This is a genomic window from Ktedonobacter sp. SOSP1-85 (genome assembly GCF_016587415.1).
In the GTDB taxonomy this organism is placed as follows: Bacteria; Chloroflexota; Ktedonobacteria; order Ktedonobacterales; family Ktedonobacteraceae; genus Ktedonobacter.
In genome coordinates, this window is sequence record NZ_BNJI01000001.1 from 3,542,562 (window position 1) to 3,569,390 (window position 26,829).

At 55.8% G+C, this 26,829-nt stretch carries 22 protein-coding genes; 19 read left to right on the forward strand and 3 right to left on the reverse strand.

The annotated features are described in order from the left end of the window. Positions 1 to 28 precede the first annotated feature (28 nt). From KTE_RS14750 to KTE_RS14820, 15 genes are all read left to right on the forward strand, one after another. Positions 29 to 979, forward strand: coding sequence for a ribose-phosphate pyrophosphokinase (locus KTE_RS14750; protein ID WP_201382077.1), 951 nt, complete (start codon positions 29 to 31; stop codon positions 977 to 979). Positions 980 to 1,341: 362 nt separating this feature from the next. Next, positions 1,342 to 2,766, forward strand: coding sequence for a ribosome biogenesis GTPase Der (der, locus tag KTE_RS14755; protein ID WP_201382079.1), 1,425 nt, complete (start codon positions 1,342 to 1,344; stop codon positions 2,764 to 2,766). 369 nt (positions 2,767 to 3,135) lie between these two features. Continuing rightward, complete coding sequence (locus KTE_RS14760; RefSeq protein ID WP_201382081.1) at positions 3,136 to 3,999, forward strand: PP2C family serine/threonine-protein phosphatase; 864 nt, start codon at positions 3,136 to 3,138, stop codon at positions 3,997 to 3,999. A 267-nt stretch (positions 4,000 to 4,266) separates the two neighbouring features. Further along, positions 4,267 to 6,303, forward strand: coding sequence for a protein kinase (locus tag KTE_RS14765; protein ID WP_201382083.1), 2,037 nt, complete (start codon positions 4,267 to 4,269; stop codon positions 6,301 to 6,303). Between the two features lie 154 nt (positions 6,304 to 6,457). Then, on the forward strand, positions 6,458 to 8,440 hold the full coding sequence (locus KTE_RS14770) for a protein phosphatase 2C domain-containing protein (RefSeq protein ID WP_201382085.1): 1,983 nt from the start codon (positions 6,458 to 6,460) through the stop codon (positions 8,438 to 8,440). 184 nt (positions 8,441 to 8,624) lie between these two features. Beyond that, on the forward strand, positions 8,625 to 9,863 hold the full coding sequence (locus KTE_RS14775) for a VWA domain-containing protein (protein WP_007912659.1): 1,239 nt from the start codon (positions 8,625 to 8,627) through the stop codon (positions 9,861 to 9,863). Between the two features lie 67 nt (positions 9,864 to 9,930). Next, the gene (locus tag KTE_RS14780; RefSeq protein ID WP_201382087.1) at positions 9,931 to 10,593 is read left to right on the forward strand and encodes an FHA domain-containing protein; all 663 of its coding nucleotides are present in this window, start codon (positions 9,931 to 9,933) and stop codon (positions 10,591 to 10,593) included. 179 nt (positions 10,594 to 10,772) lie between these two features. Further along, entirely contained in the window at positions 10,773 to 10,907 is a 135-nt protein-coding gene (gene rpmH, locus KTE_RS14785; protein ID WP_007912655.1) for a 50S ribosomal protein L34, read from the forward strand. A gap of 98 nt (positions 10,908 to 11,005) precedes the next feature. Further along, positions 11,006 to 11,464, forward strand: a complete 459-nt coding sequence (rnpA, locus tag KTE_RS14790) for a ribonuclease P protein component (RefSeq protein ID WP_201382089.1) — start codon at positions 11,006 to 11,008, stop codon at positions 11,462 to 11,464. 130 nt (positions 11,465 to 11,594) lie between these two features. Then, positions 11,595 to 11,825, forward strand: a complete 231-nt coding sequence (gene yidD, locus KTE_RS14795) for a membrane protein insertion efficiency factor YidD (protein WP_007912653.1) — start codon at positions 11,595 to 11,597, stop codon at positions 11,823 to 11,825. Positions 11,826 to 11,852: 27 nt separating this feature from the next. After that, positions 11,853 to 12,920, forward strand: a complete 1,068-nt coding sequence (locus KTE_RS14800; protein WP_201382091.1) for a YidC/Oxa1 family membrane protein insertase — start codon at positions 11,853 to 11,855, stop codon at positions 12,918 to 12,920. Between the two features lie 287 nt (positions 12,921 to 13,207). Next, entirely contained in the window at positions 13,208 to 14,203 is a 996-nt protein-coding gene (gene jag, locus KTE_RS14805) for an RNA-binding cell elongation regulator Jag/EloR (RefSeq protein WP_201382092.1), read from the forward strand. An 82-nt stretch (positions 14,204 to 14,285) separates the two neighbouring features. Next, on the forward strand, positions 14,286 to 15,179 hold the full coding sequence (locus tag KTE_RS14810; protein WP_201382093.1) for a PfkB family carbohydrate kinase: 894 nt from the start codon (positions 14,286 to 14,288) through the stop codon (positions 15,177 to 15,179). A 257-nt stretch (positions 15,180 to 15,436) separates the two neighbouring features. Further along, a complete protein-coding gene (locus tag KTE_RS14815; protein ID WP_201369976.1) occupies positions 15,437 to 16,183 on the forward strand; it encodes an RNA polymerase sigma factor in 747 nt (248 codons plus the stop codon). A gap of 143 nt (positions 16,184 to 16,326) precedes the next feature. Further along, positions 16,327 to 16,914 carry a helix-turn-helix transcriptional regulator gene (locus KTE_RS14820; protein ID WP_201382094.1) on the forward strand — a complete coding sequence of 196 codons (588 nt, stop codon included), beginning with the start codon at positions 16,327 to 16,329 and terminating at the stop codon, positions 16,912 to 16,914. A 47-nt stretch (positions 16,915 to 16,961) separates the two neighbouring features. Here KTE_RS14820 and ubiG read toward each other — a convergent pair whose 3' ends face one another. Then, on the reverse strand, positions 16,962 to 17,702 hold the full coding sequence (gene ubiG / locus KTE_RS14825; RefSeq protein WP_201382095.1) for a bifunctional 2-polyprenyl-6-hydroxyphenol methylase/3-demethylubiquinol 3-O-methyltransferase UbiG: 741 nt from the start codon (positions 17,700 to 17,702) through the stop codon (positions 16,962 to 16,964). A 445-nt stretch (positions 17,703 to 18,147) separates the two neighbouring features. Here ubiG and ffh point away from each other — a divergent pair, with 445 nt between their 5' ends. The 4 genes from ffh to KTE_RS14845 all read left to right on the forward strand — a co-directional run bounded on the left by ffh (position 18,148) and on the right by KTE_RS14845 (position 24,014). Then, the gene (ffh, locus tag KTE_RS14830; protein ID WP_374226810.1) at positions 18,148 to 19,665 is read left to right on the forward strand and encodes a signal recognition particle protein; all 1,518 of its coding nucleotides are present in this window, start codon (positions 18,148 to 18,150) and stop codon (positions 19,663 to 19,665) included. 362 nt (positions 19,666 to 20,027) lie between these two features. Next, a complete protein-coding gene (locus KTE_RS14835) occupies positions 20,028 to 21,755 on the forward strand; it encodes a L,D-transpeptidase (protein WP_236600406.1) in 1,728 nt (575 codons plus the stop codon). Between the two features lie 232 nt (positions 21,756 to 21,987). Continuing rightward, positions 21,988 to 23,055: a DUF6585 family protein gene (locus tag KTE_RS14840; RefSeq protein ID WP_201382100.1), complete on the forward strand. Its 1,068-nt coding sequence runs from the start codon at positions 21,988 to 21,990 to the stop codon at positions 23,053 to 23,055. A gap of 164 nt (positions 23,056 to 23,219) precedes the next feature. Next, a complete protein-coding gene (locus KTE_RS14845) occupies positions 23,220 to 24,014 on the forward strand; it encodes a DUF6585 family protein (RefSeq protein WP_201382102.1) in 795 nt (264 codons plus the stop codon). Between the two features lie 235 nt (positions 24,015 to 24,249). Here KTE_RS14845 and KTE_RS14850 read toward each other — a convergent pair whose 3' ends face one another. Further along, positions 24,250 to 25,731: a DUF3536 domain-containing protein gene (locus tag KTE_RS14850; protein ID WP_201382125.1), complete on the reverse strand. Its 1,482-nt coding sequence runs from the start codon at positions 25,729 to 25,731 to the stop codon at positions 24,250 to 24,252. A 503-nt stretch (positions 25,732 to 26,234) separates the two neighbouring features. Beyond that, positions 26,235 to 26,780: an HNH endonuclease gene (locus KTE_RS14855; protein ID WP_201382127.1), complete on the reverse strand. Its 546-nt coding sequence runs from the start codon at positions 26,778 to 26,780 to the stop codon at positions 26,235 to 26,237. Positions 26,781 to 26,829: the final 49 nt, after the last annotated feature.

Genomic DNA, 26,829 nt, shown 5'->3' on the forward strand with positions numbered 1-26,829 from the left:
ATAATCTGGGGTACTCAGGAGGTGCCACTTGAACACATTGACGAGCGAACTGAGCATTTTCACTGGAAACGCTAATCGCCAGCTTGCCATAGAGATATGCGACCATCTAGGCATATCGCTAGGGGAGGCTGATGTCTTTCAATTTAGTAATGAAAATATTTTTGTCAAAATAAACGAGAATGTCCGCGGGAACGATGTCTTTGTTATTCAGTCCTTTAGCTCGCCTGTCAATCGCTCTATCATGGAGCTTCTCATTATGATTGATGCCCTTAAGCGGGCTTCGGCGGCTTGTGTCACCGCCGTCATTCCCTATTACGCCTATGGCCGTACTGACAAGAAGGATCAGCCACGTGTGCCGATTACGGCGCGCCTGGTCGCTGATTGTATTACGGTCGCGGGCGCCCACCGCGTGGTGACGCTGGACATGCACGCCGGGCAAATTCAGGGCTTCTTTAATATTCCGGTTGATGAGTTGACCGCTCAGACCATCCAGGCCGAGTATTTCGCGCAGAAACAGATCGAGGATCTGACGATCGTCTCTGCCGACGAGGGCTTCGCCAAGAAAGCACGCAAACTGGCGGACCGCCTGAACGTTCCCCTGGCAATCGTTGAGAAGCGCCGCCTGGGCAACGAGGGGATCACTGAGGCCATGGGCATCATCGGCAATGTCGCGGGCCGCAATGCCTTGATTGTGGACGATGAGATCGATACCGCCGGCTCTATTACGCAGGCTGTCCGCGTGGTGCGCGAGCAGGGCGCGCGCGATATCTATTGTTCCGCGACCCATGGCATCTTCTCTGGCCCGGCCATCGAGCGCTTGCGCGCTGCCTCTCTGAAAGAACTGGTCATCACAAACTCGATTCCCCCTCCCGACATCAATCGCCTGCCCAATCTGACAGTGCTCTCGGTTGCGGGCCTCTTAGCTGGCGCGATCACCCGTATCCACGACGGCCGCTCCGTCTCCGAACTCTTCTACTAATAAGTGCGTTAGTCCATGCCAGCATGGACCCTACAACGGCCCTGTAGGGTCCATGCTGGCATGGACTATAATCCATACACGCTGGTCCCCTTTATTACCCAGCGGTAAAACTTTATGCTATAATGCCTGCGTCAAGATTCGAGAATTCGCCAGATAACATTGAACGCAGTTATTATCTAATTAATTAACCCCATGTGTAAGTTTTCAAGAACGGGGTCCAGGGGCAGTCGCCCCTGGCGGGGTTTGGGGTGTCCCCAATTTCTTCCCTCCTCCTGCCGCCGCAGGCGGCAGAAACGACTTGCACATGATGTTAACAATTAACATCATCTTTTGTTTGCACTGAAAGGGTGGGAGGGCGACACATGAAGCCACTTGTTGCCATCGTTGGCCGACCTAATGTCGGTAAATCTACTTTTTTTAATCGCATGATTGGCGAGCGTGTCGCCATTGTTGAGGATATGCCCGGTACGACCCGTGATCGTCTGTATGGAGATACTGATTGGAACGGTCGTGAGTTTACGCTCATCGATACTGGTGGCCTGGAACTGGGGACGGGCATTCCTGTCGGCCAGGTCGGCCTGACCGGACAGCCAGGCGATATCATGGATCACGTCATGAGCCAGGCTCAACTCGCCATCGAAGAGGCGGATGTGATCGTATTCATGGTCGACGCGCGCGCTGGTATTACCGCCGCTGATGATGAGGTCGCCGACCTGCTGCGCCGCCGCGCGACTAAGCCGGTCATCCTGGCGGCCAATAAGGCCGATAATGCCTCGCGTCGCCTGGATGTTGTCGAGTTCTATAGCCTGGGCCTGGGCGAGCCCAGCGATATCTCATCCATTCAGGGTACGGGTACCGGCGACCTGCTGGACAGGATCGTCGAGGCGCTGCCTCCTGTCTCTGAGGAGGACGAAGAGGAAGACGATCAGACCCCGCGTATCGCCATTGTGGGGCGTCCAAACGTCGGCAAATCCTCGCTGCTCAACGCCATCCTGGGCGTCAATCGCTCAATTGTCAGCGATATCCCCGGCACCACCCGTGATGCCATCGATACCGAGCTTGAGTTTGGGGACCAGAAGATTAAACTGGTCGATACAGCCGGTATCCGCCGCCGTGGTCGCGTGGGCGTGGGCGTGGAGAAATATAGCGTCTTGCGCTCAACCCGCGCCATCGAGCGCTGTGATGTGGCTCTGATGCTCATCGACGCCAGCGAGGGCCTGACGGCGCAGGATACTCATATCGCGGGTACGATCCACGAGATGGGCAAAGGCGTGATCGTGGTGGTCAATAAATGGGACCTGGCGCAGGAGCAGCGCAAAGCCGAGCGCGAGGGCGAGTATCCGCAGCCAGATGAGGAGATCGACGACGCCGAGCACTACCGCAAGGTATTGATGAACGAGCTGAAGTTTATTCCCTATGCGCCCATTATCTTCGCCTCGGCCAAGACCGGTTACCACGTCAAGTCGATTCTAGAGACCGCGTTGAAGATCTCCGATATGCGCTACCTGCGCGTACCGACCGCGCGCCTGAATGAGGTTGTGCAGGAGGCCAAACGCCGCCAGACGCCCGCGTATGTGACTGGTATGAAGCCGCTGCGCGTCTACTACGCGACGCAGATACGCGTCAATCCGCCAACCTTCGTCTTCTTCGTGAACGATCCACGCTCAGTTCACTTCTCCTATGAGCGCTTTATGGAGAACCGCCTGCGCGAAGCCTTTAGCTTCAAAGGCACAGGCATCCGCATCTACTTCCGCGCCCGCTCCACCAGAGACGACCGCGAGAAATAACAAGCTCCATTATAGATACAAATAGAGAGAAGAGGTGATGTGCGGGCAGACGCCCGCACATCACCTCTTCTCTCTATTTTTTTCCAACCTTGCAGGTAGTTAACACGTATATGCAACAGAGCGCGGATGAGAAGGAGGGGAATGCACGCGGGCGAACCATCATCGGCTCTACAGCTAATCATAGTGTATAAATGAATTGATGGGCTTGTAGAAAAGAACTCTCAGCGACGTTCTTGCTCTGGCTAGAAATAAAAGAATTTTTACTTATCAATCTATCTGCGATGTTTCAATTGTCATCAATACTACTATATGCTATAGTGAGCATGGAAAACTACATTACGCATTCCTGCTTCTATGAGGTACGTACCTATGCACATAAAACTCTTCGCTGCCGATAAGACGGATGTCGGCAAGCAACGCGATCAAAACGAAGATCGACCATATCGCAGGGTTGAATCTGCCGAGGATGGTGATCGCGGTCTATTTATAGTCGCTGACGGCATGGGTGGCTATAAAGCGGGGGAAGTTGCCAGTCGCATGGCGGTGGAAACCATTAATAAGGCCATGGATACGTTTTTTAAGCCAATTCAGGATCAGCCCACAATCAAGATTGATCGCTCCATGTTGCGTCCCTCGTCTCCCACTGGGAAGCCCTCTAAAGCCGAGACTCATAAACTCTCTGAAGCGACGATGGCGAGTGCCATAGAGGATCAACTGCGGGCCGCGATCAAGCAAGCAAACCAGGCGATCGTGCGCTACGGCGAGCAGCAATCCGAGGCGCGTGGCCTGGGCAGCACCGTGACTACGCTGCTGATACAGAATGATCTTGCTTATATTGGCAACGTTGGCGACAGTCGTACGTATCTATTACGTAATGGAGCGTTAACCCCTCTTACTAAGGATCACTCTCTGGTCGCCAAGCTGGTCGAGACCAAGCAGATCAAGCCGGAAGAGGTCTATACGCATCCTCATCGTAATCTGATTTATCGTTCGCTGGGTGCTGGTCGCTCAACGCTGGAAGTGGATATCTTCCATGAGACGGTTCAAGCAGGGGATCTCTTCTTGCTCTGTTCTGATGGCCTCTGGGAGATGGTTCATCCCGAGGAGCTTGAGAGTACAATGAAGATGCAGGCCAGTCCACAGGCCATCTGCGATAAGCTCATCGAGCTGGCGAATGCTGGCGGTGGCGAGGACAATATCACCGCTGTTGTGGTTCAGGTAAGCGCTCACTAGCTAACTCGGTGTGCAAGTTTGCACAAACAGGGTCCAGGGGCGGAGCTCCTGGCGGGGTTTGGGGCCTCCTCTCTGCTCACTTGAGCCGATAGACTAGGTGCGAAAGTGCCGCTGCGCCCCCGAATGGGGGGTAGTGAGCGGAATAAGGAACCAGTCCCCAAATTCTTTTCCTCTTGCCGCCGCAGGCGGCAGGAAAAGATGAATAGTTTTTATAGCATACTATGCCATCGTGCGGAGCGTTGCGAAGAAAGGTTTAGTGCGTAGAGTATGGCTCTCCCTATAGGTACGATACTCGACGGTAAATTTAAGATTGTTCAGATCCTTGGCGAAGGTGGTATGGGGACCGTCTACAAGGTTGAGCAGCTTGGTACGAATCCTCCCTACTACTACGCCGTTAAAGAGTTGCTCATCAGCCCCAATACCAGCGAGGAAGAGCGCAACTCAGCCGTCGAGCGCTTCAATAAAGAGATCGCGCTCCTACGGAGCCTAAAGCATCCACGGATCGCGGCCTTGATGCTTCCTTTTCAGGATCGCGGGAACTACTACTTCGCCATGGAGTTTGTGCCCGGGCGCAGCCTGGAGAAGATTCTCGAAGATAGCCATGGCCCACTGCCAGAGGAACAGGTCGTTAAGTGGATGATGCAGGTCTGCGAGGCCTTGACCTATATTCATTCGCGTACGCCGCCCATCATCCTGCGCGACCTCAAGCCAGGGAATATCATGATTACCCCCGATAACGAGGTGCAACTGATCGACTTTGGCATTGCGCGCCGCTTTGATCCCAATAAGCGTACGAATACAGAGAACCTGGGCACCATCTCCTATGCCTCGCCAGAGCATCTGGGTTCGATTACCACTCCAGGACAGCGTCGCTCAGTACAGAATCCCGGTCGCCCGGTCCAGACCGATGCTCGTGCCGATATCTACTCGCTTGGCGCGACGATATTTCACCTGTTGACCAACTATGAGCCAGATCCGATTCAAACGCCTGCTCCTGGCAGTATTCTAGCCAAAAATCCGCGCCTGCTGGCGCGTGAGGTGGGCGGGAAGCGCATCTGTCCCGTCGAGCAGGTAATTATTAAGGCCATGCAGCAGGATCGAGAACAGCGCTTCCAGAGTGCCGAGGCCATGCGCAATGCCCTGCTCTCCTGCCTGCCCGCCTCGGTTCAGGCGCATGTCGCCGTGCCAACAGTACAGATTCCCGCCATGTCACCGGCAACGACGATTACGGTCAAGGCCCAGCCCGCGTCAACTGTGACGGCGGCTGGCCCGATCTGCCCACGCTGCGGCTTTCACAACCGACCCGGCGCCAAGTTCTGCAAGCGCGATGGCTACCAGCTCGTGCAGGGGGCTGTTCCTCCGCCACAGGCGCGGATGAGTCAGCCTATTCTCGCGCGACCCGTGCGCCAGCCACTTCAGGCACGCTCTTCATCTATTCTCGCCCGCCCGGTTGGCTCAGGTGGCAGCATTCAGGCGCGCCCGGTGGCTCCCTCTAATGGCGTGGCCCCGGCCAGCGATCCCACGGTGGCTTATCGTGCTGGCTTGCAGGCCTTGAATAATAAGAATTACGCCGAGGCCGTTAACCAGCTGAAGCTTGCTCTGTCCCAGGGTGGAACACCTTATGATATTCTCTATAATCTGGGGCGCGCCTACCGCCAGTACGGCCTCTCTGTGCGCGATATCGATCAAAAGCTCTCGCAGGAGAATATGAAGTATGCTGCCGAGCAGTTTGAAGCGGCACTGCAGCACTCGCATACATCCTTCAACGCCTACTTCCAGCTCGGGATGTGCTATCGCGATCTCAGTCTCTTGCCACAGGCCGGGCAGTCCTTCAAGAAGGCGCTCTCGCTCAATCCCGATGACCCAGCGGTCTATTATCAACTCGGCCTGACCTCATTGGAGCAGGGATCCTTTCGCGATGCGGAATCGTACTTACGCGAAGGCCTGCGCCTGAGCCCGGAACACGCTCTGATGCTCGTGGCCCTGGGACGCCTCTATGGAGAAACCAAGCGCACTCGCGAGTCCATTGAGGCCCTGCGCCACGCCGTCCAGATTGATGCTAGCTCCTGGGAGGCCTGGTATCAACTGGGACGCGCCCATATGCGTGCTAAAGAGTGGAAGTATGCCGTGAGCGCGTTTGAGCGCGCCCGCAAAACCGGTGCCCAAAATCCGAACATCTATAGTGCTCTGGCGAACTGTTACCTGAAGTTAAATCGCAAGGCTGAGGCGCGCCAGATGCTTGACGAAGCACTCAAGCGCGATCGCACTAATGCCGAGGCCTTACGTCTACTGAAACAGATCTAAAACGGTGTGTTCGCAAAGTTGTAGGGTCCATGCTTGCATGGACTCCAAGCGCAGCGATATGTTTCCTCCCGGATTTCACTCTGGGGTGCAAGAGTCCATGCAAGCATGGACCCTACATCAATTCACTGCAAATGAAGCAAAGAAGGAGGGCAGAATGCTCTGTCCGTCATGTCATACATCAAATCGTGCAAACGCCAAGTTCTGTAAGGGGTGCGGGCAGGTTCTTCCTGCCGAGCCTGCTCAGGAGGTCGCGGCTCCCGAAGCCGCACCTACCCCTTCAGACTCTCCGCTCGATGAGAAGCAGGCGACCGCGAACGGCTCTGCCCCCCCTTCTCAGGAAGCATCCTCCTCTCCAGCGCCTGAGGAGGACGAGGATCAGTTTATCGAAGTGGTCGCGTCTGGACCGGCTTCTGAGGAAGATCTAAGCCAGGCTCCGACCCAAATTCTCTCGCCTGAGAAAATGGTGGAGTATCAGTCGCGCCGCTGGCAGCAAGAGCTGGAGCGCGATCATCAGGGACAGGCCCAACCTTCTCATGAGGGAGATATCGCCGATGCGCCAACCATGATGATGTCGCCTGTGCCGAAAGAAATTTCGCCTGACGAGGCTGGCGCCTTCGCCTTTACCCCCGAGCAGCAGGATATTTCCGAGACGCCAACGGTACTGATGACGCCGCAGGAGAGCGCCGCGCTCTTCTCTTCAACTGGGGAAGAGTATGGCACTGTTCCCGCGTATGCTCAGCCGGGCGCCTTCTCGGAGAGCGTGACCCATGAAGAAGATGATCGTTATGGGGAGGAGCACGCTGCAAGCGCCGCCTCTCCCACTGGAAATGCAGAGGTTGTAATGGAGCAGGTGACACCACCGCACGATACACATACGACGGAGCAGAATCAGCAAGAGCTACCCACGCCAGCCGTACCTGAACAGGAACCTCCCCAGGGCGCCTATACCGAGGCTCAGGCCGCGTCAACGACAGGCGAGGCGACCAACGAGCAGGAGGGACCGCTGGCGGAGGGCACACTGCTCAATAATCGCTACGAGGTCGCGGAACAACTGGCTGATGAGGAGGGAAGTCGCCTCTACCGGGTGGTCGACCACCAGGGCTACAAGCGCTGCTGGAACTGCGGCTCGACCGAGAATACCGAGGAAGATGACTTCTGCTCGGAGTGTGGCGCGAACTTACAGGATGCCACATATACGATGCGTGAGTTCCTCGCCTCGTCCTCTGGGCAGGCCGACGCGAATCTCGTACATGACGCCATTCTCGATACTTTTGTCGCCAATGGTCATACCTATGTGATTGAGCAGCAGCAGACCCTGCAATCGTCCTTCCCCAATGGTGTGCATGTGCTTGCCGCTGGCGACTCCGACGCTGGCAATATGCGCCGCAGCGAACCTAACGAAGACAGCACCCTGGTGCTCCAGTTGCAGCGTAACCATGAATCTTTCTCAACGCCGCTGGGCCTCTATATCGTCGCCGACGGCATGGGCGGACATGACAACGGACAACTCGCCAGTCGTACCGCCATTCGCAGTATCAGCGAGCGTATGCTCCACGAACTACTGCTCGCATCTCTCTCTGCCGAGCAGGCGGGCCAGGAGGCCGCGCACGACGAGGATTCCCTGGTGACACTGCTGCATGACGCGGTCGAAGATGCCAACGCCACCATCTGCCAGGCCAATCAGCAGAACAAGACCGACATGGGTTGCACCATCACTGGTTTTATGTTAGTGGGGGATTTTGCGTATATCCTCAATGTAGGGGATAGTCGCACCTACCTCCTGCGTGATAGCAAACTCTATAAATTGACGACGGACCACTCCCTGGTTGGCCAGCTGGTCGCGGGCGGTATGATCGAGCCGGACGAAGTCTATACACACCCACAGCGCAATCAGATCTTCCGTAGCCTGGGTGATAAGCTCAATGTCCAGATCGATATTATCAAGCAACAGGTGCATCCCGGTGATGTCCTGCTCAGTTGCTCAGATGGCCTCTGGGAGATGGTACGTGATCCACAGATGGAAGAGATTCTAAATAATGCACCCGATCCACAAACTGCCTGCTCGCATTTGATTGAGACCGCCAACATTAACGGGGGTGAGGATAACGTGAGTGCGGTCGTGGTTTTTGTGCGCTAAAGAAATTCAAACCGGGGTGTGGGGTCTCCTTTCCGCCCACCTGAGCCGGTAGGCTAGGTGCGGAGCACTGTTGGTGGGCGGAATACGAAACCAGTCTCCCACAAATTAAAAACATCAATAAGCTGAACTCACGGCTCTATATGATATACTAGGGCCAGCCGATGGCGAAAGGAGCTGACAGACTATGCCCGGAGAGGTAACTCTGACATCCCAGGTAGGGAAAGAATATATGCCAGTAACTGGCGGAAGCCAGCTCGCATATGTGCTGCTAGAAGCCAAACCAAGCGATATTATGGCTCAGGTGCGTATGCCCTTGAACTTCTCCCTGGTCATCGACCATTCTGGCTCGATGAAGGGCGCGAAGCTGCGCAATGTGAAGGAAGCTGTCAAGATGGTCATTGACCGTCTGGAGCCAAGTGACTACATTTCGGTCGTCATCTTTGACGATTCTGCTCAGGTCATTATTCCCTCGATGCCAGCCAACGATCCCGTTGGTATGAAGGCCGCCATTGATCGCATTCAGGACGCGGGCGGCACCACCATGTCGCTGGGTATGATCCAGAGCCTGGGCGAGCTACGCCGCTGGAACATCCCCAACGCCGTGAGCCGCATGATCCTGCTCACCGATGGCGTGACCTATGGTGATACTGATCGCTGCCGCCAGCTCGCGCGTGATGCCGCGGCCGCTGGCATCTCCATCTATCCGCTAGGTATCGGTGCCGACTGGGACGAGAACCTTCTCGATGATGTCGGCCAGCTCAGCGGTGGTACGCCCGCTGAGTTTATCCGCTCACCAAATGATGCCATGACCATCTTTGAGCAGCAGGTGCAGAGTGCCGTGGCTGTTGCCGTGCGTAACGCCGTCATCACGCTGAACCTACCCGCGGGCGTCTCGCCCCGCAAGGCCGTCAGGGTCCTGCCGCTTATTCGCGATATCGATCCCTCGGCCCTCTCCGACCGCCGCGTGGTGGTGCCCCTGGGCGATCTGGAGAAAGATACGGCCCAGTCCGTCCTGGTCGAGCTGATGATTGATCCACGCCCGGCTGGCCTCTTCCGTATCGCGCAGGCCGAACTCTCCTATGATGTCCCGGTCACCAATGTCATTGGCGAGCGCGTGCGGCAGAACATCACCGTCAGCTTCACCAACGATGCCAATCAGGCCGCTCAGGTCAACGCGCTGGTCATGAACTACGCGGAGAAGGCCAACGCCAATCGCCTGGTGACACGCGTCCTCGACGAGTACAAGCGGACCGGTAAGGCGACGACGAAACTCGCTCCCAATGTGACCCGTGTTCTCGATCAGGAGACACAGGCGGCCCTTGAGCAATTGAACCAGGGCCAGCAGATCTCCCAGGAGCAGGTGAAGTCGATTGGCAATAAGACACGTAAACTCACGCAGCGTCTCGATGACCTGTTGCCATAGAGGTGCAACTACTTAACCTGCGCACACTCTTGCCGATAACTACATAGAGAAGAGGAAGGATATAACAATGTCAGTACGATGTTCGCTTGGACATGAAAATCCAGATGGGTCGGCTTTCTGCGATGAATGCGGAGAGCCGCTGAACAGCGCGGAACCCACAGTGGCCCCGGTTGCGACCGCGACCGCTCCGGCGGAACCCGCTGCTGCTCCCGCCGATACGGCGACCGGTACTCAGACCTGCCCATCCTGTGGCGCGAGCAATCCCGCTGGTGAGGCCTTCTGTTCGAGCTGTGGCGCGAGCCTTCAGGGCGCGCCCGCTGCTGTGCAGACCCCACCTCCAGCGCCTTCCGCGCCCTCTGAGCCACCTCAGCAGGCTCCCGCTTCCCCGGCCTCCGCTCCTGCGGCGCTACACGCCCGCCTGATTGTTGAGGCCGATAACCAGGAGTTTGATCTGAGTGGTAAAGAGAACGTGACGGTTGGTCGCGAAGACGCGGTCAGCAACATCTATCCCGATGTCGATCTCACCCCACATGGTGGTGAAGAGGGCGGTGTCTCGCGCTTGCATGCTCGCATCTTTGTCGAGAATGGCCAGTATATGGTTGAGGACGAGAATAGTACCAATTTCACTTTCTTGAATCGCCAGCGCCTGGCCAGCAAGACGCCAACTCCTCTTCAGGACAATGACGAGGTACGTTTCGGCCGTGTCCTGCTGCGCTTTAAGACCTCCTAGCCTGTCTTGCAATAGTATGTGCGGCGTGGACGACGCTACTAAAGTACGCGTCTACATATGCGCGTTCTATATGTAGACGCGTACTTTAGTAGCGTCGGTCCACTTGGCCCTGGCTAATTGACAGCATACATAATACTCGTTATAATCTACGGGATATTGAAAGTGGAGGTGGCTTGTTCATGAAACGCACATGGCAACCCAAGCGCATTCCGCGTAAGCGCGAACACGGCTTTATGAAGCGCATGCATACCCGCAATGGGCGCCGCGTTCTCAAGGCTCGTCGAGCCAAGGGACGCTGGAGCCTGACGGTCTAGCTTTTCGCAAGAACGGACGGTTCAGTGCCTCTCGAAAACCTGAGCGCGTGAGCGCTAGCCGCGAGAGCGGCGTTGGTTTTCGTGTAAGGAGTCATAGAGTGGCACTTCGACGTGCTCAACGCTTACGCAAAAACGGTGACTTTCAGCGGGTTAGGCAGCAGAGGCAGAGCGTTTCGTCTCGGCTGCTTATTCTCGCCTGGTCACCACATCCAGAATCGCATTTAGAATCCGATTTAGAATCTAATGTCGCAATTACCAGGGTGGGGTTCGTGGTAAGCAAACGCATATCCAAGAACGCGACCACCCGTAACACTATTAAACGCTTGCTCTCCGAGGCGGTCAGATCGCTCTGGCACGAAATCCCTCCGGGATATGACCTCGTCCTCACTGCGCGCCACCAGGTGGTGGGCACTGACGCTCGTACAGGCAAACGCGTTATTGTTGCCGATCTTTCTACGTTGAAACAGGACATTCGTCTCCTGCTTCGTAGGGCTCAGCTCCTGGTCCCTGCTCCCGTGGTAGACGATACAAGGCTTAGTGCCTCCCAGGAAACCTGAGCGCTTGCCTGCCACCGCTTGCCCCGAATGGGGGTTAGGTGGTCCCCGAATGGGGACGAAGCGCTAGCCACAACAGTGGCGCTGGTTTTCGCATAAGAAGCCTGACCATCGGTAAAGGTATCCTGTCATTGTGAAATATATCGCACTTGGCTTAATTCGCTTGTATCAGCGCACTCTGTCGGTAGTGATGCCGCCTTCGTGCCGTTTTACACCCTCGTGTTCCCAATATGGATACGAGGCAATTGATCGTTTCGGCTTCTTCCGTGGCGGCTGGCTTACAGCGAAGCGCATCGGGCGCTGCCAACCCTTTTATCACGGTGATTCCTACGATCCCGTGCCAGAGACCTGGCCGGGAAAGTAGAAGGAGAGGAACGCAGGAGAAATTCTCGTGTTTGGAGCTATCGGTAATCTCTTTAACATAATCTTTTCATACCCCATCTTCAACGGCCTGGTGGTGCTCTACCGCCTCTTCGGTGATTTTGGCCTTGCCATCATCGTTCTTACCGTCCTTATCAAGCTTTTACTCTTCCCACTCACTCTTCAGCAGTTGCGCTCCTCCAAGGCCATGCAGGTACTTCAGCCGAAGATCGCCGAGATTAAGAAGAAACACCCCGGCGATGTCCAGTCACAGTCCCTGGCCATGAATCAGCTGTACAAAGAGTATGGTGTGAAACCACTGGCAGGCTGTCTGCCACTCGTGATCCAGCTCCCTGTGCTCTACGGCCTCTACTTTGCTGTGGGCAACATCTTGCGTGATCAGCATCTGACTACTAAAACGCTCAACGATCATCTGTACTCTTTTATCGCGCCTTTCACACATATACCCGACATCAACCTGCGCTGGTTCGAGTTCCTCAATCCGCACTGGTACATCTCGCTGGGGCAGCCCGATCCTACGCATATCCTGCCGATCCTGGCTGGTCTGGCCACCTTCGTCTCCCTGCGCATGGCTCAGCCGCGCAACGCTCAGGCGAACAAAAACAAAGATAAAAATACGCCTGATCCTATGGTCCAGTCCATGCAGACCATGCAGTATGTGATGCCCTTTGTGACCATCTTCATCGGTTGGACCTTCCCCGCGGGCCTGGCCCTGTACTGGACGATCTCCTCGATCTTCCAGGCGGTACAGCAGTACTTTGTCACCGGCTGGGGTTCCCTGCTGACCACGCCCAAGTTCGCGAATGATCCCAAGGTGGCGCCCGCCGTGGTTGAAAGCACACTCGCAAGCGAAGGCAAGAAGCAGCGTGAGAAAGATCTCCTGCGCCGCTCCAACATCATTGAGGCCGATAGCGCCTCTGATGAGGATGAGGAAGCCGCTAGTGGTCCCGTCGCGAGCCAGATGCGCACTGGAAATAATCGTTCTGGATCATCAACAACGCAACAGCAGCGCCGTCGCTCGCGCAACAGCAGTGCCTCTGCTCGTCGCCGCGGTAGCGCTCAACGTTCGCGAGGCTAAGCTTGATCGATTGCAGCCTACCTCCTTGAGGGTTTGGCTAAGGCTGCTCTTCACACCCGGTGGCTCCTTCGCGAGCCATCTGGGTAAGGGGTATGGGTGTGCCAGGCGGGTCGTGACCTGCCTGGTACACCCATACCCCTTGCCCCTGAACGCCGCAAGCGTGAAGAGACAGGGAGGGGCTGACTCGTCAAGAGTTGTGCCCTTTAGCACAAACTCTTGTTATGAGGTAGGTTGTAATCTATTACTTGTGAAGTTCTTACCGACGCATTTAGGGAGGCAAGGAAACTGTGGAAAGTATAGAGGCTAGTGGTAAAAGCATAGATGAAGCCGTTCAGAAGGCCCTGGCGCATCTCAATCGCCGTCGCGACGAGGTTGATATTGCTGTGCTTCAAGAACCTGCTCGTGGTACCTTTGGCCTGGGAAGCAAGGAGGCCCTCGTCCGCGTGACGGTCCGCCCTTCCACTTCTGGCGCGCTTGGAGGCGCGGTCATTACTCCCGAGATGGCCGATGCCATTCTTGGTTCCGACGACGAACTGGGCGATGTCGATTTCTACGAGGATGAGGAAGAGGAAGAAGAGGAGGAGGAGGAGGAGGAGGAGGAATATGTCGACGAGGCCTATGAGGAAGAAGAGGAATTCGATGAGGAGGAGGAAGAGGAGGAGGAGGAGGAGGAGGAAGGCGACGAGGACGAGGATGTGACGCCCTTCATCTCCGCCGATACCTTCCCTGCCCTGACCTCTGCTGCGGCAATCGCCTCTGAACCCGAGACGGAAGCCACCGAGCAGCCGGCTGGCGCTCTCCCACTCGTTGAGAAACCTTCGCGCGAAGATATCGAGATTACGGTGGATGTGCTCCAGAACATCTTGCGCCACTTGAATATTCGCGCCACGGTCCAGGTCCGCTCAACCAGCCCGCTGACCCTTAACATTCATGGCATGCATGAGAATCTTGGCCTGCTCATCGGCCGCCGTGGCGAGACCCTGGCCGCGCTCCAGCTGCTGGTGAACCTGATCGTGAGCCATCGTACACATCATCGGATGCGCATCATCATCGATGCTGAGAACTATCGTATGCGCCGCGAAGAGAATCTGCGCTCCCTGGCCCAGCGCGTGGCTCAGCAGGTGCGCAACTATCGCCGCTCAATCGCGCTTGAGGCGATGCCACCTCATGAGCGCCGTATCGTTCACCTGGCTCTCTCCGAGAGTGGTGATATCAGTACCGAGAGCATTGGTGAGGGCGACGCGCGACGCGTGGTCATCTCACTGAAGCGCCCCGGTCGCTAAGGCTAAAACATCTCTCCCACAACCTATTTGAAAAAAGGAGCGGGGCGATTCTCTGGATGGAATCGCCCCACAACATTCTCTCATGCTGGACGCCTACTCTGCCTCACCCAACTTTCTCGCCATCGGCCACGTCACTAAAGATCTGCATCCCGATGGTACCTTCTCACTCGGTGGCACCGTTACTTTTGCCGCCCTGGCCGCCTATCGCCTGGGACTAGTTCCCACTATCGTGACTTCGGCTGATGCCGATCTCCTCTCTCGCCTCCCCTCGCTCCTCTCGCCCGCCATCCCCGTTCAAGCCATCCCCTCCGCCGAGACATCTACGTTCGTCAATGTGTATGCCCAGGGCTTCCGCACCCAGTATTTACGCGCCCGCGCCAGCACTATCCAGCCCGACCATATTCCCACCGCCTGGCGTGACCTTCCGGTCGTGCTCCTGGGACCTCTGGCGCAAGAACTGACACCCCAGATCCTCTCGGCCTTTCCACGCCGACCCGGTCGCATCCTGGCCGCCACGCCCCAGGGCTGGCTGCGCCGCTGGGATGCCGATGGGCGCGTCTGGCCCACGCCCTGGCTCGATGCCGAGCAGGTGCTCCCCCAGCTCGATGTGCTGATCCTCAGCCACGATGACCTGCTCCCCTTCGCCAATGGTAGCCGCACCGAGGCCGACGCCATTCTTAACGCCTGGAGCCAGCGTGTCCCCCTGCTCGTCGCCACCGACGGCCGTCACGGTGCTACCCTCTATCAACAGGGCGTTCCCGCCAGTTTTCCGTCCTATCCCGCCCACGAGGTCGATCCCACCGGCGCGGGTGACGTCTTCGCCGCCTCCTTCCTCGCCCACCTCTACCAGCATGGCGATCCCGCCCAGGCTACCAACTTCGCCAACTGCGCTGCCTCCTTCTCCGTTGAGCAGCCCGGCATCAGCGGCATCCCCACCCCCGCCCAGGTTGTCCAGCGCCTGCGCCCCCTCTCGTGAATTTGCTCCCATATACGCTTGTGCTCATGCTAGCAATACAAGTACAATACAACATGAAGCACAAAGCATTTATCCGGGTAAGAACCGGGTAAGGTAGCCTGGTATGCCCTGGCGGCCTTCGGTCGCCAGGGCATACCAGACCACTTATAACCAAACAGCCAGAAACATTTCCGTTTTTTGTAGGGCGAGAGGAATAGAGGGATAGATACACCTGGTTACGTGCTAGCCTGACCAGGATTACGAAGTAGAGGGAGAATATGATCGATCTAAATGATCCCACGCTTCAAGAGCGTTTGCGGCGTCGCACTCCGGAGGGACGCTACGAAATCAGCGAGATCGAGCTGGTCCAAAATATACGCGCGCGCCAACGCGCTGGCGATACACCGGGAGTGAGCATGCTGGCAGAGGTGTTGCTTCAACGCTGCGCCCCCTTCTTTCAGCGCCACTCTCAGGGCCTGCGCCATCGCCCAGAGCTACGCGAGGAGGTCATCTCGAATATGAGCGAGCACCTGCTACGCGAGGCTCTCAATCCAAAAGAGGTATTTATTACCCAGAACTTTGTCCATTATCTACGCTGTCTCTGCGTCGACGAGTTTAACCGCGTGCTACGCCAGGAGGGCCTCTATTATCGCCGCGATGACGAGGGGCGACCTGCCGGCCGACCCCAGCATGTGCCACGCGCCCTGGTAGAATCCCTGCGTTCAGCCTCGCCGGATGACGAGAACATGCCCAGCTCCGACGTGGCTGATCCACAGGATCAGTACGAGGTGCTACACGCCAACGATGAGAGTAAGCGTATTTTAACCTACCTGAACGACCCTCTGGATCGCATGATTATGGTCCTGCGCGTCCTGGAGGGTATGAAATGGGACGATATCGCCGTTGTCTGTAAGCGTACCGAGCGCACCGTCCGTCTACGCTATGAGCGCGCTCGCAGCTATCTGCGCGAATGTATCGCGCACGAGGGCCAGCATTCATATCCACCCATGATTTCACAGCAATAACTATCCAGGTTTCCAGTGCAGAAAAAGGGGGTGCAGGGGTCTCCCCTGCCGGGGCGCGGGGTGTCCCCGCTTTTTCCAAACTCTTTTCTTAAGAAAGCACTGGAGAAGATAAAAAGGGTTGAGGCACGAAAGGAGCACTCACGATGAGCATGTCAATACAAGAACTCAAAATGGCCTGGCTGGCCGCCAGGGAGGCAGGTGATGCGCAGACACAGCTACAAATCCTGTGCGAGCATCCCACAGCACAGACTGAACTGACTGACTTTATCGCTGGCTATTATGCCACCACCGCCGAGGAGCTAGAGGAGAACGCGACCATTCTGCCATTAACGCAGCGCGCCCTGCAAAGCGCGCTCCAGCGCGTCCTCGTCCCGCAGGTTGAGACTGTGACCCTCGTTGAGCTACGCAAGAGCCGCAATCTCAAAAAGGTCGATGTGGCCAGGGCCTTGCGCCTCTCGGTCGATGTCTGGAACAAGTTTGAGGCGGGCGCCATCGAGGCCGCTAGCCTGAGCCAGCGCCAGCTAGAGCGCCTCGCGGGCTACTTCCAGCTCTCACTCGATCAGTTCGCCACGCTGCTGGACAATAGCCAGCCCGCGCTAACCTATAATCGCCGTCAGACCTCTCAGGCTGCACGCAAGCAGGAACAGGGACCACAGAAACAGAGCTTCGCGGAGGCTATCGCGCGCAGTAACATGTCAAGCGAAGATCAGGCTTTCTGGCTGGAGCAGTAGGCTAGCCTGTGCGCTGTTCGTCTTTCGTGCCGTATGATCCTTGCCCTTTAGTTTCGTCCCTTTGTCGCGTAGCCAACATAAGAAACGAGCTTTGGCCCACCCACACCCAGCGTCAGGCGCCCTTTGACGAGACGGGGTGTGAAGCCAACCATCTCGCGCACCGCTAGCTGGTGCCTGGTCAGTGTCGCGTGAAGCTCTCGTGGTTTGATAAAATGCTGGTAGTCATGTAACCCTGGAACCAGGCCATGCTCATGGAAGAAGCGCTCGCCAATCCAGATCAAGGCCAGGCGGGCCAGGAGTGTACGATTGATTGTATCAAAGATAAAGATGCCTCCGGGCGCCAGAACTCGTGCGATCTCGTGGATTGTCGCGTCCAGGTCCTGGACATGCTCCAGAACATCCAGGCACACAATCACGGAAAAGCTCCCACTGGCATAGGGGAGCCGCTCGGCGTAGCCCTGCGCAAAAAAGGCCTGCTGCCCCAATCCCGCCTGCTGTACCTTTGCGCGTGCGACCTCCAATGCCTGAATTGATGGATCAATCCCAAAGGTGACCGCGCCTCGCCGCGCCAGGCTCGCGCAGATCAAGCCCCCTCCACACCCTACCTCCAGTACCTCCTGCTGTGGCAACGCCTCCCGCCCAAAAACACGCTCCACCCGCTCCTCAATATAGTCACAGCGCTCCTCCGTAATCTGAAAGAGCAGACAACTCTTGTCCCACCAGTTATACGTTGAAAATATCTCATCCTGCGCCAACCTGGGCGCCCCTTTAGCAGTCAGAAATCGCATAGGCCCCCTCTGCTCACAAAAAATAATCTCTCCTCATTCTAGCATAGAAATAAACGTAACTGTTTTGTGTTCTCTTGTGATTAGATGAAATGCATACAAAAGCCTTGTAGACAACCATCAAAGTGACGATAATATACACTGAAGATAGTGGACACCTTGCTCGCAAGTTTACCAGTAGTCAGGTGGTATGAGTGTGTGGCGCAAAATAGCCAGGAGCGTATCTCAAGCTCTTCTAGCCCGGTTCGCAAACTCACTCCTGGTCAGGTGGTATAGGCATATGGCGCGGTATTCGCCGCGCCATATGCCTATACCACCTGACCCTGAGCGCCGCAGACGCGAAAAAACTTCGTACTTACCTCTGTGATGAAACATGATATAATAGTCACCAATTAAAGATAGGCATTATCTGCTCGGCGGAGAGAGGAACGCGTAATACAATATGGCAATGTTTGAAAGCTTAACCAAACGCCTCGAGGGCATCTTTCAAAACCTTGAAGGGCGGGGCAAACTGACGGAAGAAGACGTCAACTCCGCCCTCCGCGAGGTTCGCATCGCCCTCATCGAGGCGGATGTCAACTTAAAAGTCGCACGGCAGTTCGTCGACCGGGTCAAGGAGAAAGCCATCGGCGCAGATGTGATGGGAAGTCTCTCGCCCGCACAGCAGGTGCTCTCGATTGTTCATGATGAACTGGTCGAGGTGCTTGGCGGCACTGGCGAAAGCAATAAACTCGATACCAATGGCAACCCCGCCATCATCATGCTCGTGGGCTTGCAGGGTTCGGGTAAAACCACCTCGGCGGCCAAACTGGCTAACTACCTGCGCAAACAGAACGGCTCACGTCCCCTGCTGGTGGCGGCCGACATGTACCGCCCCGCTGCGGTCAATCAGCTCAAGACGCTCGGTAAGCAGATTCAGGTCCCGGTCTATTCGGAACCCATGGGCTCTGATCCCGTTGATATCTGCGTGCATTCGTTAGACTATGCGCGCGAGCAAGCTTGCAACGTGATCATTCTCGACACGGCTGGCCGCTTGAACATCGACGAGCGCATGATGCAAGAGGTCGTCAATATCCGCGAGCGCGTGCACCCACGCGAGGTCCTGCTGGTCGCCGATGCTATGACCGGTCAGGAGGCCGTACGCGTCGCGAAGGACTTTAACGATGCCGTCTCGCTAACCGGCATGATCCTGACTAAGATGGACGGCGACGCCCGTGGTGGTGCCGCGCTCTCCATTCGCACCGTCACCAGTGTGCCAGTCAAATTCATGGCTCTGGGCGAGAAGATGGATGCCATTCAGCCCTTCTATCCCGACCGCCTGGCCCAGCGTATCCTGGGTATGGGTGACGTGCTCACCTTGATTGACCAGGCCCGCGATGCCATCGACGAAGAAGAGGCTCTGCAATCCCAGCAGAAGCTGCAACAGGGCAAGTTTGACCTCGAAGACTTCCTGACTGCCATGCATCGCTTAAAGAAAATGGGGCCCCTGCGCCAGATCATGGAGATGCTGCCCGGCTTCAATAAGCTAGCCTCCACGCCTGAGATGGAGGAGGCGCTTGAAGGCGATCAGTTGAAGTACGTCGAGGCCATGATCCTCTCCATGACCAAAGAGGAGCGCCGCAATCCCGATATCATCAATGGCAGCCGCCGCAAGCGTATCGCCATGGGTAGCGGCACCAAGGTCGAGGAGCTGAACCAGTTGCTCAAGCAGTTTACTGAGATGCGTACCATGATCCGCCAGGTCTCCTCCGGTAAGGGACCCTGGGGTCAGATGATGCGCCAGTATGCTGGTGCTGGTGGCCAGGGTATGCCCGGCCTCCCTGATGGCCTGGGTGGCTTCCCTGGTATGGATGGCCTCTCCAATATGCAAGGCATGCCCGGTCTGCCACGTGGCAAGAAAACTGGCAAAGCTGCCCGTAAAGAGAAACGCAAGAAGCAGAAATCTCGTGGCGGTCGCGGCCGCTAAATTCATAAACTCATGCAAAAAAGAGAGCATGTACAACCCAGGCATATGCCTGGGTTGTACATGCTCTCTTTTTTGCATGAGACAAAATTTCCTTGTTCGGCGTTGCATTTTTATATATCCTGCGATGTAATATATAGAAGGATAGAAATATCCAAAGGTACCAGGCCCGCGAAAAGTTTGCATGTCCAACGTCTCTTATGGCAGAGCATGTAAGCTTGCTCCTTCCATACCCTATATCAGTAAATAAAAATACTTAAATGAAGCCCAATATACCCTGCCCTTTTCTGTCTATACCAATGCATTGATTCAAAGCAAGGATATGCCCGATGCAACCAATAGTGCGACACAAAGGAATGACTCACATGCCAGCACCCGTCCCGCCCTCTCATGTGGCTCGCCAGGCCACATCTGCCCGCAGGCAGGCGCGTACTAAACGCCTGGCACAAATGATTCTGCTGACCCTGCTCCTCAGTGCGCTGCTCCCACTGATCAGCGCATGTGGCGCGGACCCACGCGTACAGCAAGAAAAAGATCAGAGCCTCACTAAACTGACGCAGCTGCTCAAACATGCTCAGGATATTGGTGTCCCCTCAACTACTCTACATCCCATTCTCACCCAGAAACAGAACCTGGATAACTCTTCCGCCCCCTGGAATCCCTTCAATGCGCAACTGGTCGATGCGTACTACACAAATGCTGCCCATAGCTATGATCAACTGTACCTCCAACTCCAGGGCGTGATCGATACGACGACCGAGCGTACAGATAACCAGGCCCAGGATAATCTGCAAAAGCTTCAGATTACGCTGGCTCAACAACGCGCTAAGGGCTATCCCACTGATACGCTTCAACAAGTGTATACCCAAAATCTAGAGAAGATGAAGAGCGCGCAATATCCCAAAGACTACCTCGTGGTGAGTGACGCGACTGGCAATGCCATCCAGACCTTGAATATGATGCCTGCGACCAATGATAAACTCGCCACGCTCAAGAGCACAATTGACCTCATGACCGCGGGCAAGGTAGATGTGACCACGCTCAAAAACCAGTATGACAGCGATCAGAAAGAGATGGCCAAAGCCACCAAACCCGAGGATCTCAAGCAAATCGATAAGAAGATCGATACCCAGTACCAGCAGGCCGCGGCAACCTTCAAACAGGATATTCCCATTATCGCTAAGGCCAAAGTAGATGACCTGGAGACGAAGATCAATCAGCTCAAAAGCAGTGGCATCGACGTCAGCAACTATGAGAAACGCCTGGCCGCCGCTCGCGATCTCCAGCAGAAGACCAAAACGCTCGACGACTATAAGGCCTTTAGCAAGCAGATTGATAACGATCTGAACGCGATGCAGAAGGATCTGATTATGGCGCAGGCCCGCCAGTTGCTCCAGCAGTTCCATAATGAGGTCAAGAATTGGGGCAATGCGCACATGGTCTCTGGCGCCTACTACCTCAATGTTGGCTATATGGATCAAGGTATCGGTAGCGACCTGGATGCGGAACTCGCCAATGCATCGACGATAGCCGATTATCAGACCGCCCTGAACGATATCCAGAACGCGATCTTCCACCACCAGATGCTGGAGGCCGACTACAACGACAAGACTCCCTACAACCAGGTGCACCAGAGCGACCTGCAACTGCTTGACCATTACAAACTGAAAAAGGGTACCGTGGTCGTCGTCTCGATGGTTGAAGAGGCTCTCCGCTTCTATCGCGAGGGGCAGTTGATCAATTCATTCTACATCACGGCTGGTCGCCAGGAACTGCCCGCGCTTCCCGGCCTCTGGACAGTGCTTAGTCGCGAGACCAATATCAAGTTCAAGTCACCCTTTCCCAAAGGGTCTCCCTACTGGTATGAGGATACCCCCATCAACTATGCTATTGGCTATCATGCGGGCGGCTACTTCCTGCATGACTCCTGGTGGCGCGCCGACTACGGTCCAGGCACACAATTCCCCCATGTTGATGCCACCGGCAACAGCAGCGCCGGAAACGGTACGCATGGCTGCATCAATATGCCAACCGCTCAGGCCGCCTGGTTGATGGACAATAGCGACTGGAATACCAGCATCATCCTATACTAACCTCTCCACTCTGAGAGAAGCACCTTCCTCTTCTGAGTCAGATGTGGATGTTGGTTTGCCTGGCAGAAGCCAGGCAAACCAACATCCACATCTTTTTTTCTCTTGCATTTTCTAGCGTTTTGTTGGCTTAATATAGGTACCATGATATATAAGCGCGTGCTTTAGCAGCGCCGCCCCACGCGACTCTGCTTTGTGCCAGCGTTGGCCCTTCTGTCCTATGGAGGCTGCCCACATGCGCCAGATTCTTTCGCAGAAACAGGTGCCGCTCGATATCCTGGGCGCGGCAACCGCCTATCGCCTTGGCACGCCCGAGAAAGCCTTTGAGGCGAGCCAGGAGCTTCGTTTCTTCCGTTTTACCGGTTTCGCCGCCCTCTTCGTCGGTTGCCTTATCCTCCTGGTCTTTGGCGTGGCCTACCCGCAGCTCTTTAGCTGGTGGCCCTTCTGGCAGGCTCTGCTGATTCCGCTGATCGGTCTGATCTGGCTTATCTTCGGCGGCTGGGTCTTGCTGGCACCCCATTTTTATACGCAACCTCAGGTTTACCTCTGTCCCGAGGGGCTTATTTTTAGCGCCGACACCATCGAGGCCGTGCGCTGGGACCAGCTAGAGCGTCTCTGGAAGGAGAGCGATGGGCGCGCGCATGGCAAGCGACGCTACACCATCCGCCGCAGCGATGAATCCCTGCTAACCTTTACCAATGAGCTACAGCATATCGATCTCCTGGGCGCGCTTATGGAAAGCGAGATCACGCGTCGCTTGCTGCCGCGTGCCATAACCGCCTATCGGGCTGGTGGAAGTGTCTCTTTCGATGAGATCGCTGTCAGCCGCCAGGGCCTGACCATTCGCTCACTCAAGCGCCTCTTGCCCTGGACGGAATTTCAAGCTTTAACCATCGATGAACAAGTCGTACTGGTACATACGCGCACATCCCAGGAACCCCTCGTTCGCCTCAAAACAGCCAACCTACCAAATATCGATATTCTGCGTCGCCTCGTCGATCATGCCTGGCAAGAACATGCCCTGCATCGTGCTCCCCACGTTATGGCCTATAAGGCCGGACAACCGCTCTCCTTTGGCAGATTAAGAATAGATCAGCAAGGCATTCAGCTTGAGCTACCACACCCCATCTGCCTCGCCTGGGAAGAGATCGGCGCCATCGGCATTGGCCCTCAGGAGCTGCTCATCGCGCGCTACGGCGAGCAGCACACGCGCGAATGGTATACCCTCCCCCTGCGCGAGATACACAATCTGGAGCAACTGCGCGAGGTCATTCGCTATATCCTGCTCAACGCAAACTCCTGATTTGACACGTTTTTGCTATTTTGTGAGATAGCTCATAGTAACTACGTACAGTAACTGGTATATTACGGACGTAACAGGTAGCATATTGACTCCTGTATCTTCTCTTATGCAGGGCCTGTATGTCGTTTCTATCATTATTTGCACTCTTGAGGAGAAGCACTCATATGTCTGAACCTATCTATCAGCAAGCAAATGCCCTGCCCCCTCAGGTCGCTACGGGGCAGATCCCAGTTGAGATTGCCCAGCAGGCGAATATCAATGCTCTGGGTCCCTTTGTACGTGCCTTCAGACCAACCAACATCTGGGTGGCCATGGGTATTACCGTCGGGGTGCTGGTTCTCGATATTATCCTGAACTATCTCATCTACCTGGCGGGCTATATTGTCTACTACTTATGGATCGTGCCCATTCTGATCATTATCTATGCCGTTAATGCCATCAGGACCAATAACCACAAGGCTTTCCTCTACCAGGAGGGCTTCATCTATACCAGCGGTTCTCAGCTCAACGTCATCCGTTGGGATCGCGTTGAGGCAGTATGGATGAAGATTGTGCGCACTTCACGGTATGGCTCTACCCGTCACACCTACACCATTAAGAGCCCTGATGGCGCCCAGGTAGTGATTAGCAGCCACTTGAAAAAGGTCAAAGAGCTGGGCGATGTCATCATGAACGAGGTGACTCGTCGCCACCTGCCCCTGGCCCGCCAGGCCTACGCGAGCGGCGTCCCCGTCAGCTTTGGTGATCTGAGCGTAAGCTTGCAGGGCATCGGCTTCAGGGATAAACTCCTCCCCTGGCCCGAGGTCAAGGACGTCAAACTGGTCAATGGCTCTGTACAGGTGAAGAAGCAGGGCAGCATGCTCTCCTGGGCCACGGTAGATGTTGCCAAGGTCTCCAACCTGCCGATCCTGCTCCAGCTAGTAACCGATGGCCTCAGTGCCCAACCCCAGTACCGCTAGACCCCCTCAAAAAAGCTTTACAAGACCAATAGAAGCCTTCAACAGACAAAAGGGGCTCTTCCCACGAAGATAGCCCCTTTTCGCGCCTCAGCGCCCTTATATTCTCGCTATTGCGTGGCTCGCCGGGTAAGGGTATGGGTGGTGGCGCGTGGCAGAGCCACGCGCCACCACCCATACCATACGAAGCACCGCAGGTACTGAGAACATCCCAGTAGCCGCGTACGCAAGTAGCGAGCTATATTCCCAAAGGAAAAGGCGGTAGCAAGCCAGCATCCACCTCGGGGAGCTCCTTGTAGAGGTCAACACCACTCTGCTGGCTACGCCAGCTGCGTGCTGGCAGTAGATCTTGCAGGAAGTCGTACTGGAGATCGACATCCACGGCCTGCCAGGTCAGACTGATGGCGCGACGCGCGAAGGCGATAGCGTTGCGTGGCTCAATCCTATCCAGGTCCTCAAAGAAGAAGGCGCAACTGGTGAAGCTATACTGCTGGTAGTACTGCGCCTCCAGCAGCAAGCGCGCACGATACTCCAGCTGTTGCTCGGGACGCTGACCTCCTTTGCCATGACGGCTCCAGAAGCTCTCTTCGCTCTCCCAGCCATTGCGTAGGGCCAGGTAGTCATTACGCGCTGCCCAGGGATCCTGGAAGACCTCCGCGGTATATTGCTCAAAGAGCAGGTCACCACGCTCTGCCAGGCGCGAGAGCGCGCGCCGCAGGACCGATTTCCAGCTACTTTCGCCCTCTGTGCAGGTACAACCCCCACTCCAGCGCGCGACCCCATGCTCACAGCTCCAGGCGCTGGGAGTACGTAACTGAACCTCTTTGGTTGCCGGCTGGATCTGCATGTAGCGCTCAAGCGTACATATCTCAAAGCCCTCTGCTGGTGCGCCATGCTGGATCAGGTAGGAGAGGAACTTATCACGCCATGGTTTGTGATGCCCATACAGCTCTCCATCTGTCGCGATCAGAATCAGTTGCGGCTCACCGTTATCGAGCTTCTCCCGTACCAGGTTTCCGGTCAGGAATGAGCCCGCGAAGACATCGGCGTTGCTCGTCATGGATGAGTCAAAGGAGACGCCACCCGAGAGCGGACCATTATAGAAAAAGACCGTCATCGAGCGCCCATTTTTCAGGCGCACAATATATGGCTCCGTCGGATCAACAGGCGTGGCCGCCTGCCAGGGAGCCAGCACTGTGTATGTGACGCCATATTGGGCGAGGATATCTAGGCATTCCAGGTCAATCGCCGTCTCCGCCAGCCACATGCCATGGGCTTCGTGCCCATAGCGCTGCTGGAAGTCGCGCAACCCCCAGAGAATCTGGGTATGCTTGTCGCGTGTCGTCGCTAGTGGCAGGATGGTATGGTTATAGGCCTGCGCCATAGCGTTGCCTACACCGTAGCGCGCGATATGCTGGCGATCCGCATCGATGATCTGCTGGTAAACTTTGGGATGATGGATTTCCAGCCAGGCTGCCAGGGTAGGACCCATATCATAGCTGATCGCGGCAAAATTGCCCTCTTCCGCGTTGGGGCGATAGCATTCAGCCGTGATTTTTTCATTGAAATTGACAAAGGGAGAGGCACTGGCTTCTAATGGTATTTCATGTGTAAAAGGATTTTCACGTGGAGGCTGATAAAAATGACCATGCAAACAGAGGTAAGACTCACCAAGCTTCGAACGTGATAGAGATTCATTGGAAAGTATCTTTTCGATCATGCAACCACCTTAATTTTGTCCAAAGCAAAAGCAGCACTCTCACGCCTGGACTTACTTCCTATTAGAAAATCTGAGCGCGCTTGTGAGCGCTAGCCACGACAGTGGCGCTGCGCCCCCGAATGGGGGTTGATTTTCGCATAAGAAGGACTCTACACAACTAGGCTACTCATCAATAATGGTAACAGAGTTGTCAGCAATGAGGCAATCAATGTACCAATATATATGGCCCATCGCCAGCGATTGTCACACTGCTCACTTTAAATACGTATTGACGAGCCCCAGCGGTTGCATGTGAAGGCCCAATGACACTGCCGAAGCACGCGTCTACATATGGTCCATAATATGTAGACGCGTGCTTCGGCAGCGTCTCCCTCGGCACGGCGCCCCATATTATAATATGTAGACGCGTACTTCAACAGCGTCGGGCCACTCTCTCTACCAAAAAACGATAAGAACAAGAAAATTTGCTCTCTATAAGCCTATACGCATTGAGACTAACCAGGCTACGCGCTCATAAATTTGGCCTGACTACCATGAAAGCCGGTGATGAACTCTTCATAGGCGGCGCGTAGCTTGGGATAGCGCAGCAGGAAGACGCCGGCGTACTCCGTAGTGAGCGGGCGTGGCTGGCGCAGCAAGTGCATATTGGCATCCTTCAGCAGGCGGCTACCCTTCTTCCCGTTGCAGGCGCGGCAGCAGGCTACCAGGTTCTCCCAGGTGCTCTGCCCACCACGTGAGCGCGGAAGAATGTGGTCAAGCGTCAGTTCGCGGGTGCGCTTGCCGCAGTATTGGCACGTATCGTCGTCACGCAGGAGAATGTTCGAGCGCGTCGGTTGGAGTGCCATGCGAGGCACGCGCACATTCGCCAGCAATTGGACGATAACGGGACGTTCAAGATCCAGGCGACGAGCGCTAATGCTCTCCTCAATCAAAGCCCGGACGTTCTCATCGACAAAGGTGACTTTCTGCTTGGATAGCAAAACGATGAGACGGCGTTCGGGAATAACTGAGAGAGGTTGTAGTGAGGAGTTCAAAACAAGAACAGGCATGAATGACATCCTTTCCTCTCTGTCAGAGCCGACACAAACACAGACAGCG

Bases quoted from the DNA above. Each gene is read 5' to 3' on its own strand.
- KTE_RS14850 (WP_201382125.1), bottom strand. From the start codon at position 25,731: ATGATCGAAAAGATACTTTCCAATGAATCTCTATCACGTTCGAAGCTT.
- rpmH (WP_007912655.1), top strand. From the start codon at position 10,773: ATGAAACGCACATGGCAACCCAAGCGCATTCCGCGTAAGCGCGAACAC.
- ubiG (WP_201382095.1), bottom strand. From the start codon at position 17,702: ATGCGATTTCTGACTGCTAAAGGGGCGCCCAGGTTGGCGCAGGATGAG.
- KTE_RS14775 (WP_007912659.1), top strand. From the start codon at position 8,625: ATGCCCGGAGAGGTAACTCTGACATCCCAGGTAGGGAAAGAATATATG.
- KTE_RS14780 (WP_201382087.1), top strand. From the start codon at position 9,931: ATGTCAGTACGATGTTCGCTTGGACATGAAAATCCAGATGGGTCGGCT.
- KTE_RS14845 (WP_201382102.1), top strand. From the start codon at position 23,220: ATGTCTGAACCTATCTATCAGCAAGCAAATGCCCTGCCCCCTCAGGTC.
- KTE_RS14835 (WP_236600406.1), top strand. From the start codon at position 20,028: ATGCCAGCACCCGTCCCGCCCTCTCATGTGGCTCGCCAGGCCACATCT.
- KTE_RS14840 (WP_201382100.1), top strand. From the start codon at position 21,988: ATGCGCCAGATTCTTTCGCAGAAACAGGTGCCGCTCGATATCCTGGGC.
- KTE_RS14810 (WP_201382093.1), top strand. From the start codon at position 14,286: ATGCTGGACGCCTACTCTGCCTCACCCAACTTTCTCGCCATCGGCCAC.
- KTE_RS14815 (WP_201369976.1), top strand. From the start codon at position 15,437: ATGATCGATCTAAATGATCCCACGCTTCAAGAGCGTTTGCGGCGTCGC.
- KTE_RS14760 (WP_201382081.1), top strand. From the start codon at position 3,136: ATGCACATAAAACTCTTCGCTGCCGATAAGACGGATGTCGGCAAGCAA.
- KTE_RS14765 (WP_201382083.1), top strand. From the start codon at position 4,267: ATGGCTCTCCCTATAGGTACGATACTCGACGGTAAATTTAAGATTGTT.
- der (WP_201382079.1), top strand. From the start codon at position 1,342: ATGAAGCCACTTGTTGCCATCGTTGGCCGACCTAATGTCGGTAAATCT.
- KTE_RS14855 (WP_201382127.1), bottom strand. From the start codon at position 26,780: ATGCCTGTTCTTGTTTTGAACTCCTCACTACAACCTCTCTCAGTTATT.
- ffh (WP_374226810.1), top strand. From the start codon at position 18,148: ATGTTTGAAAGCTTAACCAAACGCCTCGAGGGCATCTTTCAAAACCTT.
- KTE_RS14770 (WP_201382085.1), top strand. From the start codon at position 6,458: ATGCTCTGTCCGTCATGTCATACATCAAATCGTGCAAACGCCAAGTTC.
- KTE_RS14820 (WP_201382094.1), top strand. From the start codon at position 16,327: ATGAGCATGTCAATACAAGAACTCAAAATGGCCTGGCTGGCCGCCAGG.